Annotated in this window: 14 protein-coding genes and 1 tRNA gene; 10 read left to right on the top strand and 5 right to left on the bottom strand. The window is 38.7% G+C overall.

All coding sequences use genetic code 11. From position 1 onward, the window contains the following. Positions 1-87 precede the first annotated feature (87 nt). Together EA772_RS17145 and EA772_RS17140 are read left to right on the top strand one after the other, a co-directional pair. Positions 88-2,949 carry a prolyl oligopeptidase family serine peptidase gene (locus EA772_RS17145; protein ID WP_124914271.1) on the top strand — a complete coding sequence of 954 codons (2,862 nt, stop codon included), beginning with the start codon at positions 88-90 and terminating at the stop codon, positions 2,947-2,949. Positions 2,950-3,063: 114 nt separating this feature from the next. Further along, positions 3,064-4,335 carry a nucleoside recognition domain-containing protein gene (locus tag EA772_RS17140; RefSeq protein WP_010602040.1) on the top strand — a complete coding sequence of 424 codons (1,272 nt, stop codon included), beginning with the start codon at positions 3,064-3,066 and terminating at the stop codon, positions 4,333-4,335. A 75-nt stretch (positions 4,336-4,410) separates the two neighbouring features. Here the strand turns inward: EA772_RS17140 and EA772_RS17135 are convergent, their stop codons facing one another. The 3 genes from EA772_RS17135 to EA772_RS17125 all read right to left on the bottom strand — a co-directional run bounded on the left by EA772_RS17135 (position 4,411) and on the right by EA772_RS17125 (position 7,806). Beyond that, positions 4,411-4,653 carry a hypothetical protein gene (locus EA772_RS17135; protein ID WP_010602041.1) on the bottom strand — a complete coding sequence of 81 codons (243 nt, stop codon included), beginning with the start codon at positions 4,651-4,653 and terminating at the stop codon, positions 4,411-4,413. 101 nt (positions 4,654-4,754) lie between these two features. Then, complete coding sequence (locus tag EA772_RS17130; protein ID WP_116168308.1) at positions 4,755-5,195, bottom strand: PaaI family thioesterase; 441 nt, start codon at positions 5,193-5,195, stop codon at positions 4,755-4,757. Between the two features lie 154 nt (positions 5,196-5,349). Continuing rightward, positions 5,350-7,806 (bottom strand): TonB-dependent receptor, encoded by a 2,457-nt coding sequence (locus tag EA772_RS17125; RefSeq protein ID WP_124914270.1) that lies wholly within the window; start codon positions 7,804-7,806, stop codon positions 5,350-5,352. A 199-nt stretch (positions 7,807-8,005) separates the two neighbouring features. Here EA772_RS17125 and EA772_RS17120 point away from each other — a divergent pair, with 199 nt between their 5' ends. The 8 genes from EA772_RS17120 to EA772_RS17085 all read left to right on the top strand — a co-directional run bounded on the left by EA772_RS17120 (position 8,006) and on the right by EA772_RS17085 (position 13,268). Beyond that, positions 8,006-8,392 (top strand): MerC domain-containing protein, encoded by a 387-nt coding sequence (locus EA772_RS17120; protein ID WP_124914269.1) that lies wholly within the window; start codon positions 8,006-8,008, stop codon positions 8,390-8,392. A gap of 224 nt (positions 8,393-8,616) precedes the next feature. Then, entirely contained in the window at positions 8,617-9,243 is a 627-nt protein-coding gene (locus EA772_RS17115; RefSeq protein WP_124914268.1) for an ABC transporter ATP-binding protein, read from the top strand. Then, positions 9,243-10,448, top strand: coding sequence for an FtsX-like permease family protein (locus EA772_RS17110; protein ID WP_124914267.1), 1,206 nt, complete (start codon positions 9,243-9,245; stop codon positions 10,446-10,448). The genes EA772_RS17115 and EA772_RS17110 overlap by 1 nt, the downstream gene beginning before the upstream one ends. Beyond that, a complete protein-coding gene (locus tag EA772_RS17105; RefSeq protein WP_124914266.1) occupies positions 10,448-10,891 on the top strand; it encodes a hypothetical protein in 444 nt (147 codons plus the stop codon). The genes EA772_RS17110 and EA772_RS17105 overlap by 1 nt, the downstream gene beginning before the upstream one ends. Continuing rightward, the gene (locus EA772_RS17100; RefSeq protein ID WP_246833983.1) at positions 10,888-11,337 is read left to right on the top strand and encodes a hypothetical protein; all 450 of its coding nucleotides are present in this window, start codon (positions 10,888-10,890) and stop codon (positions 11,335-11,337) included. Before EA772_RS17105 ends, EA772_RS17100 begins: the two co-directional genes overlap by 4 nt. Before the next feature lie 11 nt (positions 11,338-11,348). Beyond that, entirely contained in the window at positions 11,349-11,786 is a 438-nt protein-coding gene (locus EA772_RS17095; RefSeq protein WP_124914265.1) for a Fur family transcriptional regulator, read from the top strand. Between the two features lie 108 nt (positions 11,787-11,894). Then, positions 11,895-11,968 (top strand) — tRNA-Arg (locus EA772_RS17090). 100 nt (positions 11,969-12,068) lie between these two features. After that, entirely contained in the window at positions 12,069-13,268 is a 1,200-nt protein-coding gene (locus tag EA772_RS17085) for a DUF763 domain-containing protein (RefSeq protein WP_124914264.1), read from the top strand. Between the two features lie 457 nt (positions 13,269-13,725). Here EA772_RS17085 and EA772_RS17080 read toward each other — a convergent pair whose 3' ends face one another. After that, entirely contained in the window at positions 13,726-15,192 is a 1,467-nt protein-coding gene (locus EA772_RS17080) for a glutamate synthase subunit beta (protein ID WP_124914263.1), read from the bottom strand. Positions 15,193-15,195: 3 nt separating this feature from the next. Beyond that, the gene (gene gltB / locus EA772_RS17075; protein WP_124914262.1) at positions 15,196-19,695 is read right to left on the bottom strand and encodes a glutamate synthase large subunit; all 4,500 of its coding nucleotides are present in this window, start codon (positions 19,693-19,695) and stop codon (positions 15,196-15,198) included. Between the last annotated feature and the right edge of the window lie 38 nt (positions 19,696-19,733).

Genomic DNA, 19,733 nt, shown 5'->3' with positions numbered 1-19,733 from the left:
TATTTGGCGTACAAGTTTTCAAATCAGCTAAAAATTTCCAATTTTAGAAGATTAAATCTCAACCAACAAATTAATTCATTTTAGAAAATGCAAAAGAGACTAACTATTATTCTATTTTTCGTTGTCAGCTTTGCTTATGCACAGAAAAAACCTTTGGATCATACCGTTTATGATACCTGGGAAACTGTGGGCACAAAGCAATTATCAAATAATGGCGCCTGGGCAATGTACAGTGTGACTCAGCAAGAAGGCGATGCGCAACTCTACATCACAAACCTTAAAACCAATGCTAAGTTAAACATACCAAGAGGCATGAATTCCCAGTTTAGCAATGATTCTAAATTCGCTGTTTTTAATATTCGCCCTTTCAATAAAGATCTCCGTCAGGCAAAAATTAAAAAAAAGAAAGCTGATGAAATGCCAAAAGATTCATTGGGTATAGCCAACTTAACTACAAATGCCATTACTAAGGTGGCCAGAGTAAAGTCGTTCAAATTTCCCGAAGAAGGAACAGGTTTTGTTGCCTATTTAACCGAGAAGCCTGATACCGCTAAAAAAGCGACTAAGCCAGCTGAGAAAAAAGATTCGGATATGGATTTTGCAGATGATGAGCCAGCCGGAAAAGGTAAAACTGAGGAAGGAACGGATTTAATTGTGAAAAATCTGCTTACTGGAGTTGATAAAACCTATAAATATGTTACGGATTATTCTTTCAGTAAAGATGGTAAACAGTTAGTATTCGCTTGCAGCGGATCTAAAAAAGATAAAACAGCCCCACAAGGCGTGTTTTTATTGAACACTGAAAAAGGAACGCTTAAAACTTTGATTAAAGGGAGAGGAAGTTTCAAAAATTTTGCATTTGATGAGGAGAGTGAACACCTTGCCTTTGTAGGCGAACGAGATCCGGAGAAACAGGAAATTAAAAATTATAACGTTTATTATAACTCGTTGAGCTTAGACACTGCGCAAACCATTGTTGATTATGATATGCCAGGTTTACCAGCAAAATGGTCGGTAAATGGCGATGGAAGAGTGAGTTTTAGTAAAGATGGTAAGAAATTATTTTTCGGCATCTCTCCTATTAAAAAAGCTAAAGACACCACAATTGTTGATTTCGAAGTAGCAAAGGTTGACGTGTGGAATTACAAGGATGATTATTTGCAGCCAATGCAATTGAAAAATGCTGATCGTGATAGTAAGAAAAGTTATCTTTCAGTTATCGATGTTTTTAGTAGCGATCCTAAAGTGATTCCTTTAACTGATCTAACGCTACCAGATGCTAATATGGTTGCTGAAGGAGATGCTGCTTTTGTATTGGCCTCAACAGATTACGGCCGTAGAGTAGAATCTCAATGGAGCGGTTCTACATCAAAAGATTATTATCTGGTTGATACGAAAACCGGTCAACGGAAAAAAATCATCTCTGAATTAAACGGATATGCTATGGCTTCGCCGGGTGGTAATTACGTTTTATATTTTGATAGAAAAAATGGAAACTGGTACACTTACGTGGTTGCAAGTGGCAAAACTGTTGCCTTAACCGAGAGCTTGAATGTAAAGTTTGTGGATGAAGATAATGACGTTCCTGATCTTCCATCAGCTTACGGTATAGCCACCTGGACAGAAGGTGACAAAGCTGTATTGCTGAATGATAGATATGATATCTGGTCTTTTTCTCCAGATGGAAAATCGCAGCCAAAAAATATTACGGCCGGTTTTGGAAGGGCAAATCAAATTACTTTCCGTTATGAACGTGTAGAACAAGACAACAATCCATTTAACAGAATGGTTGATAATAAATTCGTGAAGGCAAATGAACTGGTTTGGCTTGATGGTTTCAATAATGTTACCAAAGAAAACGGTTTTTACCGTACAAATATTGGAGCAGTTAAAGCGCCTGAATTGGTGGTAATGGCAAAATATAAATATTCAAACCTGGCAAAAGCTAAAAATGCTGATGTGTTCATCTACGACAAGGCGAGCTATACAGAATCGCCGAATGTTTATGTTACCTCTGATTTCAAAACCGAAACCAAATTAACCAATACTAATCCTCAACAGCAAAGCTACAACTGGGGAACTGCAGAATTGGTAAAATGGACTACGCCAAAAGGCTACAAAGCTGAAGGTATTTTATACAAGCCAGAAAACTTTGATCCAAACAAAAAATATCCAATGATTGCATATTTCTATGAGAAATTGTCTGACGGTTTATATACCTATCAGGCACCTGCACCTACTCCATCTCGCTTAAATATTTCATTCTTTGTGAGTAATGGTTATTTGGTTTTCGCACCTGACATTAGCTATGAAACTGGCCATCCAGGTCAATCAGCTGTAGAATATATCAATTCAGGAGTAGAAAGTTTAAAGAAAAATAGCTGGGTTGATGGAAGCAAAATTGGTATCCAGGGTCAAAGTTGGGGTGGTTACCAGGTGGCTTACCTGATTACTCAAAACAATATGTATGCTGCTGCATGGGCAGGTGCTCCAGTAGTAAACATGACATCGGCTTACGGTGGTATTCGCTGGGAAAGTGGAATGAACCGCCAGTTTCAGTACGAAAAAACACAAAGCAGAATCGGTGCTACTTTATGGGAAAAACCGGAATTGTATACAGAAAATTCACCTTTATTTATGTTCCCTAAGGTAAATACACCGGTTGTTGTAATGGCCAACGATGCTGATGGAGCAGTGCCTTGGTATCAAGGCATTGAAATGTTTACTGGACTTCGCCGTTTGGGCAAACCAGTTTGGATGTTAAATTATAATGGAGAAGCACACAACCTTGTTCAACGCCAAAACCGTAAAGATATCCAGATTCGTGAACAACAATTTTTCGATTACTATTTAAAAGGTGCAAAAGCTCCGGCATGGATGACCACTGGAATTCCGGCAACTGAAAAAGGAAAAACCTGGGGTTTTGAATTAACAGACGACAAACCTTAACTAAGTAGGAAATCTCCAACCGAAAGTCCATAATTCATAGTGTTCAAACTATGGATTATGGACTTTCAAGTAAAACACCTATTTTACAACTTCAAAACAAACTAGAAAACCCTAATGGCATTAAGTAGAATTTGGTCTGGATTTATTGTTATCGCTATTCTTGTGGCAGCGGTAAAGTGTTTCTTTTTCGGACAGTCTGAAATTTTCAGTTGGATGGTAATTGGTAAAGCTGATGATCCCACAAATTTGACCAAGGTAAATGGCATCATTGAAACCTGTTGGACTTCTGTTGAACTGTGCCTGAAACTGATTGGAATTCTAGCGTTATTTATGGGTTTCATGAGTATTGCGGAAAGAGCCGGAGGCATTCGGTTACTCTCAAGAATCGTTGGTCCTTTTTTCTCGAAGCTTTTTCCAGAAATCCCAAAAGGACATCCATCAATGGGGCACATGATCATGAACTTCTCTGCCAATTTACTCGGCCTGGATAATGCCGCAACGCCTTTCGGGTTGAAAGCCATGGAAAGTTTGCAGGAATTGAATCCCAGTAAAGACACCGCGTCTAATGCCCAGATCATGTTTTTATGTCTTCACGCAGCTGGCTTAAGTCTTATTCCGGTGAGCGTAATTGCTATCCGTGCTTCACAAAATGCCTCAGATCCTACTGATGTTTTTATTCCTTGTTTGATTGTAACCTTTGTGGGTACTATGGCCGCTATGCTTATTGTGGCTTTTAAACAAAAAATCAACTTATTACAACCTGTTATTATTGGCTGGGTTTTTAGCATCTCTGCCGTAATTGCGTTGCTGGTTTTTTATGTTACTTCGTTAAATGCTGATGGTATTAAATCATTCTCAGGCTTACTAAGCAACGGTCTCATTCTATTTGTTTTCCTGGTAATTGTATTGGGTGGACTGTACAAAAAAATTGATGTTTTCGATGCATTTATCGATGGCGCTAAAAATGGCTTTGATACTGCTGTTAAAATTATTCCTTATCTGGTAGGGATGTTGGTTGCCATCAGTATGCTCCGCACCAGCGGAACTTTCGATGTGGTAATTCTGGGCATTAAAAATATTTTTGTTTATCTGGGTGCAGATACCCGTTTTGTTGAGGCACTTCCCACAGCCTTGATCAGGCCATTGAGCGGTGGTGCAGCCCGGGGAATGATGGTTGATACCATGACCGCTTATGGCGCAGATTCGTTTCCTAGCAAGTTATCAGGTATTTTTCAGGGTGCTTCTGATACTACTTTCTACGTTATCGCCGTGTACTTCGGTTCCGTGAGCATCAAAAATACACGTTATGCGGTTGGCGCCATGTTACTAGCCGATTTAGTGGGCGTTTGTACCGCAATTAGTTTGGCTTATCTTTTCTTCGGATAAGTCTATCCATAAAAAATCCCTGCCTTAATTATTGCATTAGGCAGGGATTTTTTCTGAGCATTATTCGATGTAAGGTTAAGAGACTTGAGGACGAGGCGATATCCTATTGATAATTTCATCAATCGCATCTGGATCAATAGCAACGTTTTTTGAAGCACACCATTTCTCATTTTTATTATCTAACCAGATACAAAAAGAATGGTATCCATCTAAAACAACAGCATAAGTTTCATGAAAGTCATCTTGAATACGCATGCAAAATCCTTTAAAAATCTTGCCTCTAACAATAAATTGCAGTGTGGAATAATTTTCTAACATGGCTCATTATATTTTTGGTTAAGTTACAACAATGTATTAATGAGAATGTTTCGCTAATTTAAAGGAATTAACAAATTATTTTAAAGCAATTAAAAAATGTGTTAACCTATGTTTAACATGTTCGAATAACCTTTAGCTATTAAACGCTTTTTTGAAGGTAAATATATTTCGCATTGAAGATTTAGTATCGTCTTTCCGCGTTTAACAATTGAGGTTTCTGCTACAATTTCGTCACCTTCATTTGCTGGCGCAAAGTAATCGATATAATTATTTACTGTGGTATAACGATCATTTAAACCCATTGTAAATACCGTCGCCCCGATCAAATCATCAATTATACCAGCTGTAACACCTCCATGCAATATTTGATATGGATTAGTCATTTCTTTACGAATGGTATATTTACACACTAAAATCCCGCTTTCGGCCTTAACCAATACCGGAGCCAGCCAATTCATAAAATTTGAAGGAGATTCCGTAATGATTTTGCCTATTGATTGCCTGAGAAAATTTAATCTTTGCTCGCTTAATGTTGCTTCCATTCGATCTAAAATGTATTAATCTATCTCATAAAGATAATAATTATGGAAGTGGATAATGGAACAAATTTAATGCTTGATGAAATTTAAGATAAAACTCCTTTCAATCTTATTAATTCCTTTCATACAGCTCATCCATTTTTCATTTTACCTTTGCCTAAAAGGGCACTACAACTTTAAAACTCATATTTCTGCCCATATTATAAATTCCCGACCGACCATTGGGCGAAGCTTCATAGTATTCAAAGTATTTCAAACGATTAAGGTGAGATTGATAGGCCACATTAAAGATATTATCAACTTGAACGAAAAGATCCAAAATAGTTTTACCAGACTTTGATTTTATTGCCGAGCCTACTCCTGCGTTAAATAGCGTGTAGCCTTTAGTAAAAGTTTCGGTATTGTCTAAGGCATAAAATTTATTCTGATCGGCAAACAATACAGCGTCAACTTTAATATAAGGTTTGCTAAAAACGCCAATAGATTTTTGTGCCGTAGCCTTCAATTCAGATCTGATTTGCAGAGGTGGAATAAAAGGTAAGTATTTTGCTTCGCTACCATGCAACCTCAGTAATTCTTCATTTTTGTTTAATCCGACAACATAGGCAAAACTGTTATTGAAGTTTAACCATTTAGCTGAAGCCGGGTGTAAATTAACCGACAATTCGGCACCATACAAGCGGGCTTTGGATTGTTGATACTGATAGGTTAGGTTGCCAGGCACCACTACTACCGGATTTCCATTTTCGTCGGTTAACCGCGATTGATAAATATAGTTTTGAATGTTATTGTTAAAAATTTCAAGACTGATGTCTGCATCTTGCAGGTAAGCAATTACACCAATATCTTGCTGCAGATTAAATTCAGGCTTAAAAGTTCTGTTTCCTAAATACACAATGTGAGCACCAGGATCCAATCCGTTCGATCCAATTTCCGTAATATTTGGTGCTCGATAACCACGTGCTATATTGGCTTTAAATAAGAATTTCTCAGAGAGATTATATGTAAGCCCAACGCTACCAGAAAAACCATAATAGTTCCGATTAAATGATGGAAATTGTAAATCAGCCATTTCATCTGATACATCAGATTTGCGGCCAAAACCTGTTTGTGCATCCGTTCCGACATAGAAATTATTCCAGTTAATGTTTCTTCGATCCATTCGAACACCTCCGGAAATATCAAGCTTGCCAAAAGATTTTTTTGCGAAATAAAAAGCTCCAATATCGAAAAGATCATAATCAGGAATAGGGAAATCTGTGGCATCTTTACTTCGGTTACTTTGGTACATTCCGTTTACCCCAAGTGTACTTTCAATACCCGCAAAATCAGGAAGATTATATTTAACATCGTAGTTTAAAGTATTTAAAACTACATAAAGGCCAGCCTGTTTAGGTGCAGTGGGGTGATTGTACTCCCTGCGTACACTCTGCTGACCACCAATTAAGATATTTAAATCACTTGATCCGAACTTGAACTGACTGGCATTGTAAAACCGGTAATGCTGTATGTGTTGATGTAAAGGATTAATCGAATAGCGTTTCAAATCCTGGTCTGAAACCAATGGCCTGTTCTTGATATCATCGCCATCATCCAAAACCTGCCTGGTAAATCTTCTGCTAAGCGAATCTCTGCTTCCATCAGGAATTTCCATCAAATTGTTGTAGTAGGTTATTGCGGTTTTCGAATATCCCCATGATTTATCTACCCTTGCGCTTGCAGATACATTGTATTCTCTAAATGCAGTTCCAAATACATACCCATCAACTTTGTTATAATAGTTATGCGCTGCTTTTCCGCTTGCCCTGAAACTGTACTTCCAGTCATTTTTGATGTAGGCTAACCCTAACGATGCGCCAACCATACCATTGTTACTTTGAAAATTTGTTGTAAAATCTCCTGTAAGTTTTCCATCTTCTTGCATTGGCGTATAAGGAATCATATTGATCACCCCAGCTAATGCATCAGAGCCGTACGTTAAACTGGCCGGACCTTTTACTACTTCTGCCCTGCTAATACCATACTCATCAACTTCAATACCGTGCTCATCACCCCATTGCTGACCTTCCTGACGTAAGCCATCATATAATGTCAAAACCCGGTTATAGCCTAAACCTCTGATAAACGGCTTCGAAACATTTGGTCCTGTAGTAACCGCAGTTACTCCTGGTACACCTTTCACAATGGCTTCAATAAGATTCGTATTCACATTTTGATCCATTGTCTTTTTGGTTAGCACAGCAATCGGCACCGGGCTTTTTCGTAATGCAGTAGCTCTATTTACTCCTGTAACAACAACTTCGTCTAAATTCGACTCCAGGCTACTAAGATCAGTTGATATCATTAACGTATCACTTTCTACCATCGTTTGTATTCGTTTCGTTTTGTAAGAAACACCAGAAAATTGCAATTCCAGGGCGCCAGTGGGAAGATTTTTTAATATGTAGAATCCTTTCTGATCTGACTTAGTCATCTGATTTCTTCCAACAACTTTAACAGTGATGTTTGGGGCGGGACTTCCATTTGAGGTGATAGCGCCCTTAATAAAGCCATTTTGTGCAGAAGCAACCAAGCCAAAAATCAAAAAAGTGAACGATAAAAGTAGAAGTTTCATGGGATGCGGTATTTATCTAAATATATTTTTAGACAAATCTAAATTTATTTTTAAATATATCAAATTATAATTTTAAGCTGAGGTAATAAACCTTTCAAAGTATGAATATATCACGTAAATGCAATTTAGTTGCAAATAACTAGAAAAAGTATTCAAATGCAACAAAATTGCTTTTATATTTGTTGCATAATATTTCAAAATGAAGAATTTCAAAACAATTAATCTGGACAAAATTGGGATTACGGCTTCAACAGCCTGTGCAATACATTGTGCGGCATTGCCATTTTTTTTAACATTGCTCCCACTTTGGGGATTAGAATTTCTGGCTACTCCCTTTTTAGAGATGAGTATGATTTTGTTATCGCTGATCCTCGGCGTATGGTCATTAAGTAAATCTTATCGGCAAATTCATCGCAATCCTTACCCAATTATCACTTTAGCATGCGGCTTCATGTTTATTCTGATTGGTCACTTATCAGAGATAGATTTAATTGAACCTATACTTATCCCAATTGGCGGTTTTACAATTGCCGGAGCACACTTTCTTAATCTGAAGTTAAGCAGAAGTTGCAAGCACCATCATTAACTGCGAATATTAGGTTTGTATCAAAACCATTGAAACAATTTCTCCACTACAAAAGGATTATATATTTGTACCATGCAAAAAAAAATTAAACTGCTATTTATTGTTTCGCTTTCTTTTATTTGCACCATGAATCCCGCTTGCAAACATTCGACCAACAACGCTCAAGAACTTTATCGCAATTATGCAATCAAAAATATTCAGTATATCAAAACATTAAAAAAGCTATGATTAGCATTCAGTCTTTAACACATCAATATCAGAATGGTCCGAATCTAAATTTTACCGACTGGGAAATACAGGATGAAGAGCAATGGCTATTACTCGGCGCTTCTGGAAGCGGAAAAAGTACGCTCCTGAATATTGTTTCGGGTTTACTGAAACCCACATCAGGATCGGTAAAGCTTAATGGAACTGAGATTTATTCATTATCATTGAAAGATATGGACCGCTTTCGCGGAAAGAATATCGGAATCGTTTTTCAGAAACCTCATTTAATTAAAAGCCTGAATATTTATGATAATGTGGCCCTGGCTTCCTCATTAGCAGGTATTAAACTTGATAAAGTCCGTATATTTAGTCTGTTAGCATCATTAGGTTTAGAGAACAAGAAGCGGAATTTCCCAGATGAATTAAGTCAGGGCCAGTTACAAAGGGTTTCCATTGCCAGAGCCTTACTTAACAATCCCTCATTACTCATTGCCGATGAACCAACATCAAGCCTGGATGATGAAAATGCGGAGAATGTAATCGATATATTAACAGAACAGGCAAAAGAAAATCATGCTTCACTTGTTATCGCCACACACGACAAACGAGTTAGGAATCGAATCAGCAAGGAATATCTACTGTAATGAACATACTAAAACTAAGTACTAAAAACCTGTTAAGAAACAAACTTACCACGTTTCTTAACATCATTCTGGTAGCATTTGGTATCGCGATACTTTCGATCCTCTTTCTGGCATCCACGCAAATTGGAAATAAACTAGAACAGAATGCGAAAGATATTGACTTGGTTGTCGGTGCAAAAGGAAGTCCGCTTCAATTAATTTTGAGTAGCATTTATCATATTGATTTTCCAACAGGCAATATTCCCTTAAAAGATGCTACAGAGTTGATGCAGAATCCTATGGTGAAAAAGGCGGTTCCTTTAGCGCTGGGTGATAATTACCAGGGTTACCGCATAGTTGGCACTGATTCTGGCTTTGTAGGATTATATGGTTTAAAACTTTCAGCTGGAAAATTCTGGAGTAAGGATTTGGAAGCCACGATCGGCAGCACGGTTGCAGCAGAAGCAAAATTAAAAGTTGGTGATAAGTTTTTTGGTGCACATGGCTTAAGTGATGCAAGCGATGAACATAAACACCATGCATATACCGTTACCGGCATTTTGCAGATACAAGGAAATGTTACGGATAATTTGATATTAACTAACATTGGAAGTGTGTATAAAATGCATGAGCCAGATCATGATGACCATGATGTGCATTCAGAAGAAGCTGAAATTGATAATAAAGAGATTACTTCCATTCTTATTCAATACCGTTCTCCAATGTCGGTGGTGATTTTTCCCCGAATGGTGAATCAAAGTACCAACATGCAGGCCGCATCGCCAGCAATGGAAAGCGCCAGACTCTTTTCCTTAATTGGCGTGGGTATCGAAACCTTAAAATGGTTTGCCGTTTTGATTATGGCCATATCGGCAATGAGTGTATTCATCAGTCTTTATAATTCAATGAAAGAAAAGAAATACGATTTAGCCATTATGCGCTGCCTAGGCGCTTCAAAATCCAAACTGTTTTTCTTAGTGATGATCGAAGGATTGCTGATTACTGTAAGCGGTGCAATTTTGGGGCTCTTTATCGGGCATCTGGCCATACAAATTATCGGTATGTATCAGGAATCAGCTCAAGCCCGTTTAACTGGTTTATTTTTTGTAAATGATGAATTTTACCTCATCATCGCCGGGCTATTTATTGGAATTATCGCTTCCATTATTCCGGCGTTACAAACTTACCGTGTAGATATTGCCCGCACACTTTCAAAAGATAAATAATGAAAAAGGTAACAATCATCTTCATTCTAAGCCTGACTTCGGTCTTTGTAACGCAAGCGCAAGTTAAGGTGCATAAAGATATGCGAACTGCTACCTGGAATTTAATAGGCTTGAGATACGAAAAACAGGTTGAGCCTTTGAAATGGGTAAGCATATTCCCACCAGAACTGTTGGCTTTAAATAACAAGGTTATTGAATTACCAGGCTATATTTATCCAACAAAAGTTGGTTCAAAGTTTTCTGAATTCCTGCTATCTATCGTTCCGATAGAATCTTGTCCATTTTGTGGTACCGGCGATATTCCCTCAATGGTGGAAGTAAAAATGGCTACACCATTACCGTTTACGGAAAAACCAATTAAAATAAAAGGTAAATTTGTAATTAATAATTCTGGAGATAATAGGTCAGAATTCTTTTTACTGGGTGCCACGCAAGTAAGATGAGAATACTATCAATCCTTTTGATGCTTTTTATTTACCTTGGAGCAGCTGGTCAAACTAAAAAACATAATGTTAGCGATCAGATAAAATCATTAAACTGGGATGTAATCGGAACGGTTAAGTTTGAGCTCAATGAAAAAAATGAATTACTTCCTATTTACGGAGAAACTATAAATAGATTTAAGAACAAAGAATTTGATTTGAGAGGTTATTTAATTCCCATCAAAAATAGCCAGAAACATCAAAAATTTTTATTGGCGACATTACCGATAAATCAATGTTATTTTTGTGGCCAGAATGGTGTTCCTATTATGATTATGATTGAAATGGAAAATGCCATTTCATTTACGGAGAAGCCGATTAGAGTGAAAGGAATTTTAAAACTCACCAATGATAATGCTACGTATCAACCGCCGGTTTCGATTGTAAATGCAAAATTGATTATTTAAATTGAGGTATTATGAACGAAATTGAAATACAAGGATATGAAGATCTATTAGTCAGAAATGGCTTAAAGAGAACTGGCGCAAGGTTGCAGGTTTTAGATGTTTTATCTCACCGAGATTCTGCAACATCACAGCCTTATCTCGAGAATGTAATTGGAAAGGATATCGACAGGGTTACGCTTTATAGAATTTTGAAAACTTTCGAAGAGAAAGGAATTATCCATCGTGTTTTGGATAAACAAGGAACCGCAAATTATGCCATTTGTTCAAATTCTTGTACAGCGCATCATCATCATGATGAGCATGTTCATTTTAATTGCAACAACTGTTTACGCGTTTATTGCCTCGATAGTGTTAAAATTCCAACACTAAAAATTGAACAGGGATTTAAAATTGAAGACATGAACCTAATCGTTTCGGGTATTTGTAAAGAATGTAATGAAGCTAATTAATTAGTTTTTAAAGCTTTAAAATACGGGGCAAAAAATCAGCATAAATAATTAAAATTTATTTTTGCTTATTCGATAGAACTTCTATATTTGCAACTCGTTACAAAACGGGCCTCGGTAGCTCAGTTGGATAGAGCAACGGTTTTCTAAACCGTGGGTCAGGGGTTCGAATCCCTTCCGGGGTACATCTAAACCTTCAACTTTAAAAAAGTTGGAGGTTTTTTCTTTTGTATCATTTCCAATCTGAACACGCTTTAAATATTTTTTTTACTAAATTTGTTAGCATTGAAAAGATCAGGAAGCGCAGATTTACCTTTACATTATGGCCAGGTGCCGCCGTGGCTGGTGCAACGCATGGCTAAACTCGGCTTGGCAATTACAGAATCTATCTTAATGGAGTATGGCACTGCAGAAGTTGTTCGCAGATTAAGCAATCCCTTTTGGTTTCAAAGTCTTGGCGCTGTAATGGGAATGGATTGGCATTCTTCGGGCATTACAACCGCTGTAATGGGTGCATTAAAGAGAGCCATCAATCCACTTTCAAAAGAACTCGGTATTTATATTTGTGGTGGAAAAGGAAAGTTTAGCAGAGAAACCCCAAATGAATTGCTGCGAATTGGAGATCAAACAGGGTTAGATGGAACGAAACTGGTTAGGGCAAGTAAATTGAGTGCTAAAGTGGATAATACAGCCATTCAAGATGGTTTTCAATTGTATCTCCATAGTTTTATTTTAAATAGTGATGGAGATTGGGCGGTGGTTCAGCAAGGCATGAGCGATGCAAACTCAACAGCCCGACGTTATCATTGGCATTCGGAAAACCTCAAATCATTTGTAGAAGAACCACATACCGGAATTTGCGGTATCAATCAAGGAAACATCCTCAATCTCACGGCAAACGAAGCCGACCTGACCAGAAAGACAATAATGGACATGACCGAAGAATCGCCGAACCATATGATTGCAGAGATACAAAAATTAGTGATGCCGAGACACCACGACGTGAAATCAAAAGATGTCGACCTGAAAAGATTAGGCAGTATTTTATGGCTGACCCAGGAGAAGAAACCTGCCGATTTTGAGGAATTATTATTATTGGAGGGAATGGGCCCGAGAACCCTTCAATCGATGGCTTTGGTCAGTGAAGTGATTTATGGCACAGCTTCACGTTTTTCTGATCCTGCCCGTTATTCTTTTGCAAATGGTGGGAAAGACGGACATCCTTTCCCTGTACCCGTGAATGTTTACGATGAAACGATAAGCGTTTTGAATAAAGCAATTGAAAAGGCTAAAATCGGGAATACTGATAAAAAAGAAGCGATCAAAGCTTTACATCAGATCGCTAAAAATGCAGAAAAGGATTTTGTTCCAAATATGGATTTTGATAAAGTTATCGCAAAAGAAAAGGCTGAAAGCTGGAAATATGGTGGCAGAACGGTCTTCGGAGAAGAAAAAAGGCCATCCGAACAATTAAGTTTGTTTTGATAGGTCTTGTCAGAATGATGAAGTAATTTCAGCGTATCGTTAACTTTTCATCGTTGCGAGATCGATTTTTCAATGATTAAAGTAATCTCATTCATGATATTATTTGCTAAAATGAGATTGCCACATTCCGATGAAAAATCGGAACTCGCAATGACGATGGGCCTACATCATTACACAAAGTCATTTTATCGATTAAATTTATCATTGACGAAGTTCAGAATTGAACTTAAGGTAGTTTACTTAACCACTTCGTCATCCTGAATTTATTTTAGAACCTTAATAACAACAACACTAACGGAATAAATGCTAAAATAAATTCGGTATAACGAACGTTTTGAACCCATTCCGAGCGTTCTGTGTTTCCGTGGCGAAAAATTAATATAGATTATTCTGGCTACAAAAAAAAGTCGTGGCAAAAAACCACGACTCTAAAATATAAAAATTAAAAACCTGCTAATTACGCATAGGCAACTGCATCACGAGATGCAAGTTTTGTAACCCCCATTAAGTATTCATCTACTTTACGGGCTGCTTCCCTACCTTCAGAAATTGCCCAAACTACTAATGATTGTCCCCGGCGAACATCACCTGCTGCAAAAATCTTTGCAATATTGGTTTGATAGGTATGTTCCGATGCTTTTACATTTCCTCGGTTATCCAATTCAACGCCTAATTTTTCAATTAATCCTTCTTTCTGTGGATGCAGGAAACCCATTGCCAGAAATACCAGTTCACATGGCAGATCTCTTTCCGTTCCGGCAACCTCCTTGAATGAAACCGGACGACCCACAGCATCAATCTCCCATTCTACGTCAACAACTTTTAATGCTTTCAGATTTCCGTTTTCATCGGCTATAAAGTTTTTTGTATTAACAGACCAAGCTCTTTGTGCACCCTCTTCATGCGAAGAAGTATTTTTCAAAAGCATGGGATAATTTGGCCAAGGCATATTCGCCGTACGTGCCTGTGGAGGCATTGGCATAATTTCAAACTGGGTTATCGATTTTGCGCCTTGACGGTTTGAGGTTCCAATACAGTCAGAACCTGTATCGCCACCACCTATCACAATCACATTTTTGCCCGTTGCAACTATTTCTTCTGCAACAACTTCTCTGTTCGCTACACGCTTGTTTTGCTGTTTTAAGAAGTCCATAGCAAAATGAACGCCTTTAGCTGAACGACCGTCAATCGGCAAATCGCGGGGAATGGTCGAACCTCCTGCTAAAACGACAGCATTAAAATCTCTCAACAATGTACTAATTTCAACGTTTTCGCCAACATTAGCGTTGCATCTGAAAATAATTCCTTCTTCTTTCATTAAATCAATGCGGCGATCGACCACATTTTTCTGCAATTTAAAATCAGGAATTCCGTACCTTAATAAGCCACCTGGAGCGTCATCACGTTCGAAAACGGTAACCTCATGCCCCACCTTATTTAATTGAGCAGCAGCTGCTAAACCTGCCGGACCTGAACCAATTACCGCAACTTTTTTACCGGTTCTAATTAACGGTGTCTTGGCTTTAATAAAGCCTTTTTCAAAGGCAATTTCGATGATGTGTTTTTCAATTTCCTCAATGGAAACCGGAGGGCGATTGATTCCTAGTACACATGCAGATTCGCAAGGTGCAGGACAAATTCTACCGGTAAATTCCGGAAAGTTATTGGTGCTTAACAAAATGTTGGCAGCTTGCTCCCATTTTGCTTGATAAACGGCATCGTTAAATTCTGGAATCACATTACCCAAAGGGCAACCCGATTGACAGAAAGGAACGCCGCAATCCATACATCGGGCTGCCTGATTATTTAATTCTTGAGCGGGTAATTCATTTAAAAATTCCCCGTAGTGTTTTACACGAGTTTTAGCCTCTTCTCTGGTGGGCGCAACTCTGTCGTATTCTTGAAATCCTGTTACTTTTCCCATGGCTTAGTGTGTTTTTACTTGTTGATTACGTTTTGCTAAGACTGCTTTGTATTCTTTAGGGAATACCTTCACAAAATGGTTTGATTGAGTTTTCCAATCACTTAAGATAAATTCAGCAACTTTGCTATCAGTCAAACGAATATGTGTTTTAAGCAAAGCTAATATTCTCTCTTCATCCTCGGCTTGTAAAGGATCAAGATCAACCATTTCCTTATTGCATTTACGGGCAAAAGTTCCGTTAGCATCATAAATCCAGGCCACACCGCCACTCATACCAGCAGCAAAATTACTTCCGGTATCACCAAGGATTAACACCTCTCCACCAGTCATATACTCACAACCGTGATCGCCTACGCCTTCTACCACAGCTGTTGCGCCGGAGTTACGAACTGCAAAACGCTCGCCAGCTTTACCACGGGCATATAATTCACCAGAAGTAGCGCCGTAAAGTGCAACGTTGCCAATGATGATATTTTGCTCAGGAATGAAAGTTGAATTTGAGAAGGGATAAATGGCTAAACGAGCACCTGATAAACCTTTACCCACGTAATCATTTGCTTCACCTTCAAGAGATAATGTTACCCCACGTGTGTTGAAAGCACCAAAACTTTGTCCTGCAGATCCTACAAACTTAAAGTTGATGGTATCTGGTGGCAAGCCTGCACCTAAATGAACTTTAGAAATTTCATTCGATAACATTGTACCTAATGAACGATCAGTATTTTTAACGTTGAAACTTGCAAAAACAGGTTCATTATTATTTATTGCTGGCTGTGCAGCTGCAATTAACTGATGATCCAATACATGCGTTAATCCATGATCCTGTTCTTCGGTATTAAACAATGGCAAACCATTATCTTCAGCTTTGAAAAGAATTGCAGATAGATCTAAATATTTCAGTTTCCAATCCTCTTCAGGCAATTCGCGTACTTTTAAGATATTTGCCTGACCAATCATTTCATGAATGGTCCTGAAACCTAGTTCAGCCATAATTTCACGTAATTCTTCTGCTAAGAAATGGAATAAATTTACCACGTGGTCTGCATCGCCGCTAAATAATTTACGCAATTCTGGGTCTTGTGTAGCTACTCCAACCGGGCAAGTATTTAAGTGGCATTTACGCATCATAATACAGCCAGCAGTTACTAAAGCTGCAGTTGCCACACCCCATTCTTCTGCACCCAATAATGCCGCAATAGCAATATCTCTACCTGTTTTTAATTGACCATCCGTTTGTAAAACAATGCGGTTACGCAATTTATTTTTAACCAAGGTTTGGTGTGCCTCTGCTAAACCAAGTTCCCAAGGTAAGCCTGCATGCTGAATAGAAGTTAAAGGCGATGCACCTGTTCCACCATCAAAGCCGGAAACCAAAATTACATCTGCATGTGCTTTTGCTACACCTGCCGCGATAGTACCCACACCAGCTTTAGAAACTAATTTTACATTAATTCTAGCCGCACGATTGGCATTTTTCAAATCGTAAATCAACTGAGCCAAATCCTCAATTGAATAAATATCATGATGTGGTGGAGGTGATATTAAACCTACCCCTGGTGTAGAGTGACGAACTTTTGCAATCCAATCATCCACTTTGTGGCCAGGCAACTGTCCGCCTTCACCAGGTTTTGCACCTTGAGCCATTTTAATCTGAAGCTCATCAGCATTGGTTAAATAGTAACTGGTCACACCGAAGCGAGCAGACGCAACCTGTTTAATGGCCGAACGCATGCTATCGCCATTTTCCATTTTGGTGTAGCGCATTTCATCTTCACCACCCTCGCCGGTATTACTTTTACCACCAATGCGGTTCATTGCAATAGCCAGGGTTGAGTGTGCCTCATGGGAAATGGAACCAAACGACATCGCTCCGGTTGCAAATCTCTTTAAAATTGCTTCAGTAGATTCTACCTCGTTTAAAGGAACAGATGGACGGCTATAATTAAAATCAAACAATCCGCGAATGGTATAAGCTTGCTGTGTTTGCTCATTTACCAGTTTCGAATATTGCTTGAAAATGTTGTAATCATTTTTCCGTGTTGCATTTTGCAGCAAGTGTATCGTCTGCGGGTTAAACAAATGTGCTTCACCCCTACGACGGAATTTATATGTTCCACCGGCTGGCAATAAGTTTTCAGTTTGCGTGGCTGGTCCGAAACTGCGATGATGTTTAATCAAGGTTTCCTTCGCAATTTCATCCAAACCTAAACCACCAATCCGGGAAACCGCACCAGTAAAATAAGTATTTACCACTTGTTTGTTCAAGCCTAAAATTTCAAAAATCTGCGCACCTTGGTAAGATTGCAAAGTCGAAATTCCCATTTTAGAGAAGATTTTAAGCAATCCGCTATTTACCGCATAAATGTAATTTTTGGTTAGTTGTTCTGCTGATAAACCAGATTCTTCCTGAAAACCATTAATGGTTTCTAAAGCTAGGTAAGGATTGATTGCAGTAACGCCAAAACCTAATAAGGTAGCAAAATGATGCACCTCCCAAATATCTCCACCTTCAATCACAATACCCACCGCACCACGATAACCTTTGCGGATCAAATGGTGATGTACTGCTGAAACCGCCAATAACGATGGCATTGCGGCATGTTCCGAATCGATTGCCCTATCCGTTAACACAATAACCTGGAAACCATCTTCCACTGCATCAACTGCATAACGGCATAAGCGATCTAAGGCTTTCGCCATCGCACCCGGCTTTCCATCCGCACGAAAATAAGTTTGCAATGTTTTAGCCTGGAAAACCCCTGTATCAATACTTCTCAGTTTTTCCAGTTCCTGATTCGTTAAAATCGGATGTTTAATGGCTACACAGTGTGATTGCAAAGGATTTTCCTCTAGCAAGTTCCCATTACTTCCCATAAAACTAGCCAAACTCATGACCACTTTTTCGCGGATAGGATCAATTGGCGGATTGGTTACCTGAGCAAATAACTGTTTAAAATAGTTAGATAAATGCTGAGGACGTTTTGATAAGATAGCAAGTGGCGTATCTGTACCCATTGAACCAATTGGTTCTTTAGCTTCAACAGCCATTGGCTTTAAAAGCAGGTCGATATCTTCTCTGCTATACCCAAATACTTGCTGGTATTTAAAAATAGATTCTTCTGAAAGTCCGGTAAACATTACACGAGGCTCAGGCAATTCCTCCAAACGGATTTGATATTGATTGATCCAATCGGCATATGGACTTTTGCTGCAAACCTGGGTTTTGATTTCATCATCACTGATGATTCTACCCTGTTCCATATCCACTACGAACATTTTCCCAGGTGTTAACCGACCTTTTTCGATGATGGTGCTTTGATCAATGGCTAAAGCACCAGCTTCAGACCCCATGATCACACGATCATCTGAGGTGATGGCGTAACGTGAGGGACGTAAACCGTTTCTATCTAATGTTGCACCAATTAATTTTCCATCCGTAAAGGCAATTGCCGCTGGCCCATCCCATGGCTCCATTAAAGTAGCGTGAAATTCATAGAAAGCTCTTTTAACCGGATCCATGTCTTCGTTACCATCCCAAGCCTCAGGAACCAACATCATTAAAACATGAGGTAAAGTTCTTCCTGCATGCAGCAACAATTCGATCACATTATCCAGGCAGCCTGAATCAGAGTTGGTTTCATCAATTACAGGCAACAACATATCTAATTCTTCTGGTGTAAAATAAGCAGAAGCAAAGGATTTTACGCCAGCCCTAAACCAGTTTAGATTTCCTTGCAGCGTGTTAATCTCACCATTGTGTGCAATGAAACGGAAAGGCTGAGCCAATCTCCACGACGGAAAAGTATTTGTAGCAAAACGTGAGTGAACCAAACCAAGCGCTGAAACCACACGTTTGTCACTTAAATCAGTAAAATAAGTACGAACTTGTAAAGAGGTTAGCTGACCTTTATATATAATGGTCTGTGCTGAAAGTGAAACAATATAAAAATCTTTACCACCGTGAACTGTATTGGTAATGAGTTTGATAAGGTAATTTTTGAAAACATAAAGTTTACGTTCAAAATCTGCACCTGCAGCAACTGCATACGGTCTTGCGATGAAAACCTGCTCAATTTCCGGCTCTACCGAAAGCGCCATATTTCCGATGTCAAATGTATCGGTTGCTACTTTTCTAAAACCCAAAATCTCCAAGCCAAGCTTTTCAGCGGCACGATAAATCAGTTCGCGACACTCTTCTCTCGATCTGATATCCTTAGGCATAAACAGCATACCTACACCATAATTATTGGTTTCAGGTAAACTGAAGCCTGCTTTAAGGCATTCATCGTAAAAAAATTCGTGGGGAATCTGAATCATGATACCGGCACCGTCGCCTGTATTTGGTTCTGCTCCACATGCCCCTCTATGATCTAGATTTTCTAAAATAGTAAGTGCATCGGAGATGATTTGATGCGATTTTCGCCCTTTCACATGTGCAACGAACCCAATACCGCAGGCATCGTGTTCAAATTGCGCATCGTACAATCCACTGTTTGGTTCCATTCTTTGCTCGTTAGTTGTTAGTGTATAGGAAACACTAA

Origin of the sequence: Pedobacter sp. G11, assembly GCF_003860265.1 — a bacterium.
GTDB lineage: Bacteria > Bacteroidota > Bacteroidia > Sphingobacteriales > Sphingobacteriaceae > Pedobacter > Pedobacter agri.
The sequence above is the reverse complement of the archived record's forward strand: the minus strand, read 5'-3'. Positions and strand labels throughout refer to the sequence as shown.